At 50.4% G+C, this 3941-nt stretch carries 5 protein-coding genes; all 5 read left to right on the forward strand.

Translation table 11 applies throughout. From position 1 onward, the window contains the following. Window positions 1–19: 19 nt before the first annotated feature. The 5 genes from JYJ39_RS13730 (at window position 20) to JYJ39_RS13750 (ending at window position 3009) form a co-directional block, all read left to right on the forward strand. A complete protein-coding gene (locus JYJ39_RS13730; RefSeq protein ID WP_205205177.1) occupies window positions 20–343 on the forward strand; it encodes a hypothetical protein in 324 nt (107 codons plus the stop codon). Between the two features lie 117 nt (window positions 344–460). Further along, a complete protein-coding gene (locus JYJ39_RS13735; protein ID WP_205205179.1) occupies window positions 461–922 on the forward strand; it encodes a hypothetical protein in 462 nt (153 codons plus the stop codon). Between the two features lie 585 nt (window positions 923–1507). After that, a complete protein-coding gene (locus JYJ39_RS13740; protein ID WP_205205180.1) occupies window positions 1508–1828 on the forward strand; it encodes a hypothetical protein in 321 nt (106 codons plus the stop codon). Between the two features lie 4 nt (window positions 1829–1832). Next, on the forward strand, window positions 1833–2546 hold the full coding sequence (locus tag JYJ39_RS13745) for a hypothetical protein (RefSeq protein WP_205205182.1): 714 nt from the start codon (window positions 1833–1835) through the stop codon (window positions 2544–2546). 31 nt (window positions 2547–2577) lie between these two features. Continuing rightward, window positions 2578–3009, forward strand: a complete 432-nt coding sequence (locus JYJ39_RS13750; protein WP_205205184.1) for a hypothetical protein — start codon at window positions 2578–2580, stop codon at window positions 3007–3009. The last annotated feature ends 932 nt before the right edge of the window (window positions 3010–3941 follow it).

The raw sequence follows: 3941 nt of genomic DNA on the forward strand, positions 1-3941 counted from the left end.
ATAAAACACGGTTCGCCGCATGAATCAGGCGACAACTATCTTGACTTGCTCCGCACTCCTTGAGGCATATATCTTGAAGTACATCCCTTTTGCTCTGGCATTGCTACTCTCTGGATGCGCAAGCTCCGGCGTTGTCCCGCTTACCTCTGAGAAATTCATGATTTCAAAAAACACCGTGAAGTTTGGGGGCGGAATTTCAGCTTCTGCAGCCTCTGAAGTTCATGAAGAGGCGAATGATTTCTGCTCCAAACAAGGCAAGAAGGTAGAAACCATTGATTTGCAGCTAACTCCAGGCCGGGTTGGCTCTGCAGGGGCCGTTACTCTTCAATTCCGGTGCACCTGAGCAGATGCGCCGGTCAAGTCCAGTCAGACCATTTTATTTTGGCCGCAGGTCTAACCCTGCAGTCAAGCGGACTGGCCTACGGCCAGCCACTTACTTTGTTCGTTAGGCATCACCACCATGGAAATACTGATCTTAATTATTGCCACAGTCGTTCTCTTTTTTGTTTATCAAACCAAGAAGACGGTCGATATAAATAAACTTTGTTTTAGTCCGTTTCCCGCTTGGATAAGTGCATACATCCGATTGCCTCATGGCTCGGTGGATAAAGCTACTCTTGCAAAGTCACTCATTCTTCAAATCGTCAGCATTTCTGAAGAGTTGAAGGCTTTCAAAGCCGCCGACTTCCAAGAGATTCGTGAGGGACTAAGTAAGCTTGGCCCGGAAGAGTCCGTCCAATTCGTGGATGGTTGGATTGAACAACACCTTCCAACACTTGAGGAATCAATCGAAAAATCAATCATCGAAACCTCTTCAGCAAGGTATGTATTCATGTTGATGCTTATCGCAGCCACAAGCGTTAACCCCCGTGGATCGTTGAGGGACTTCCTCAGTACACAGCAGCTAGCCCATCGTGTTTGATTCGCGAATTGACGCGGCCTATTCCGTGCCTAACCCTTCGGTCAAGCGGGACGCTTCGCCGGCAAGCCGGCTCCGCCCCCCTTACCTCCAACGTTGGGCGCATCGGATTCCGGCCTCTTGCATTCCCCTTTGAAATGAAGATTTCATTGTCTCGTTTCCAAAGTGTCCTAGTTATAAATCTAAAGGGGGGCGCTTCGCGCCCCCCGATCAGCCCGATTGGCTACCAAAAACCCACCCCCGGTCTCCATGAGCCGCCGGGGAGAAAAGCCCCCCTGCGCCTCATCGGTCAGGGTGTTTTGTCCTTCCGCCGATCAAGGGAGGCTGCGCTGTCCGGCACGCCGGCCACCCTTGACGGAGCACACACCGCCCGGAACCCCCAGCGCATGGGCTTCTGCGCCACAGACAGACGCCTGCGCCGGCGGCTGTCCTGTGTCGCTGTACCCCATGCGCCCAACCCCCGTAGCGTTGAAGCCCCGCCGCTACCGCCTGCCGCATGGCTGGCACCCCATGGGCGGCGCTTAACTTTCACGTTAGCTTTCATTGAAGCAGGTATTCCCTTCTTCAAAACAACCAAAGGAGAAAAATATGGCGAACAAGATTGAATTACCCAGCAATTGGGTCTGCGATGGTAAAGAGTTAAAGCCAAAGTCAGGCGCTTCATCTTCAAATACTTGGATTTTTGACGGTAAGGAAATAAAGCCAAAAACTAGTGCATCCTCATCCAATACATGGATATGGGATGGAAAGGAACTGAAACCAAAGACCAGTGCGTCATCTTCAAATACGTGGGTTATCGATGGGCAGAAGGTAAAGCCGAAAACTGGCTCAAACTCATCAAATACCTACGAAATTGGAAAGTCATCCGTTTTGGTGGTTGCAGGACAGTTAGTTCTAAGGCTTTGGTAACGAAATGAACGAACTGCCTGTTCACTCATTGATCGGCCCCGAGAACAGAGACGGGGGGCTTCTTCTATGTGGTCTGAATCACGGTTACAGCAAAAATGATGAGTTGCGGGATGTTGCCGGAATTAACAGGGCAGACCCGCATAAATCTTTTTTTTCGGACGGTGAGGTCAATGACTATCCATTTAGAAACCGTATTGTTTCTTGGTTTTCACTATGGGGTTACGAGCTTGCACGAAGTAGCGAGAAAGCAGGTTCGTTCGAAAGGTCAATCGTTCAAACAAACTGGCTACAAACATGCTCAAACAATATGGATGGCATTAACACTCAGCAGGCATGTATTGAGGATAACGAGTCATTCTTCCAGACGTGCGAAGCATTGAAACCAAGCGTAATTTTTTTCTTTGGCAGGGATCTTCTTGGGGCATTCACTTCACCTGCTTTAAGCATTAAGGTCGAATCCATTTTTGGCGCCCGCAAAGGGGAAACTAGGTGGCTTCAAAAAGACGTGTATTTCAACGGCAAGCCACGAAGGCGCCTTCGATTTGGTTTTCAGCAGTATGAGAAGCTGACGATTGTTGTCCTTCCCCATGCCACAGGGGCACAGGGCGTGGCTGACGATTACATCGCAGCATTTAAGCCTGAAATGTCTGAGGTGATAGGCATTTGGTGGGCTAAGCACAAAGAAAAGCTAATAAATCATTCAACAGGGTCGCGCTAAAGCGCGCCCGTTAATTCAAACGTTAGCGATCATGGTTGCCTATTTGCGAGTTGCATCTTTGCTGTCCGGAATCGCTGTGGCCGGGGCTTGGCCTTTCATGCTTTTCGCCCTCGCCGCGAGCAGCGGAGACTTGGAAGGACTGCCAGTTTCCACGTTCACTGATCCGCTTGCCTACACTATCCCTATGGCTGCTGGAAATCTCATCATTGGGCTGCCCAAATTGGTGTCCGGTGAAAAGCCCCCGGGCTTCCGCGTTGTTGGAGGGGTACTGCTTATTGTCACTACCGCGTCACTCATAGTGATTGCAGCCGTTATGACGCCAAAAGCCACCTTCTTCTGGCCGGTTTTGTTGTGGGCTGCATTTCAGGTTGTCTTGTTTGCTTTTTTCGTTTGGCCGGCGCGCCGGTTCAAGATCGCTAACCCGCCGCTCCAGAGGGACGCGCCGCAAGCGGCGCGCCCCTGAGCTAGCACGTTAGCCGTTGCGACGAATCTAATTACATTACTACAACTGAGTTGCGAATGTTACGAACTGCTTTTTTGTCTGCTCTCATCGCTCTTGCCGGCTGCACACCCCTCCAAAAAGAGAAGTACACGTTTGCGGGCGGTGACTTTTCAGAGGTTACTTTCGAGACAGACGCTCCAAACTGGATCGTTAACGTTGGCATATCAACGTCGGAAGTCGACTGCAAGGGATTCAGATCAGCGGGAAAACTGTTTTATGACGCTCAACTCAGAGGAGGAGGCTTCTTGGGAGGGTTGCAGAAACTGAATCCAATACGCCCAGATGAGAATCCTAAGGTGACACGGCTTGTGCCCGCTAACTCTACCTTGCAGATCCAAGCGTCTGCCGTGACGACCGGAGCAGGTGTTTACGGGACCTGCGGACCGGTTACCACCAAATTCAAAACCGGGGATTTCAGCAGGTTCAAAGTCTATGTTGGGCTAAAGGACGGTTACTGTTCCCTAACTGTTACAGATATTGCCGGAAATTCCCGAACAGGGGAGCCGATACAGTGCAAGTAACGGGGCTAATCAAGCAATCCACCGGCCTGCGCAAAAAACCGCGCAGGCCGGTGATTTCAGACGTTAGTTCTCTCAATATTCCTTGATAGGAGGTTTTATGTTCAACCCACTCAAATCAGTTGTTCTATTGGCGATTGTCACCTTCGGCATTAGCGGCTGTACGTCGCCAAAGTCATTCGTTGATCCAGCTTATCCAAAGGTTTCGTATGACCAAATTACCAAGCGCCAATCACCTCTTCGTTTGAACCTAACTGTCGAGTTTCAGCGAAATGGCGAACATCTCCCTAACAGGCCGTTGAATTTTCCCCTGACGCCTTCGGCAACCGAACTCTGACAAACATGAATCGAACATTCGAAACCCCTTGCTGCGCC

Source organism: Azonexus hydrophilus (genome assembly GCF_905120355.1).
GTDB lineage: Bacteria > Pseudomonadota > Gammaproteobacteria > Burkholderiales > Rhodocyclaceae > Azonexus.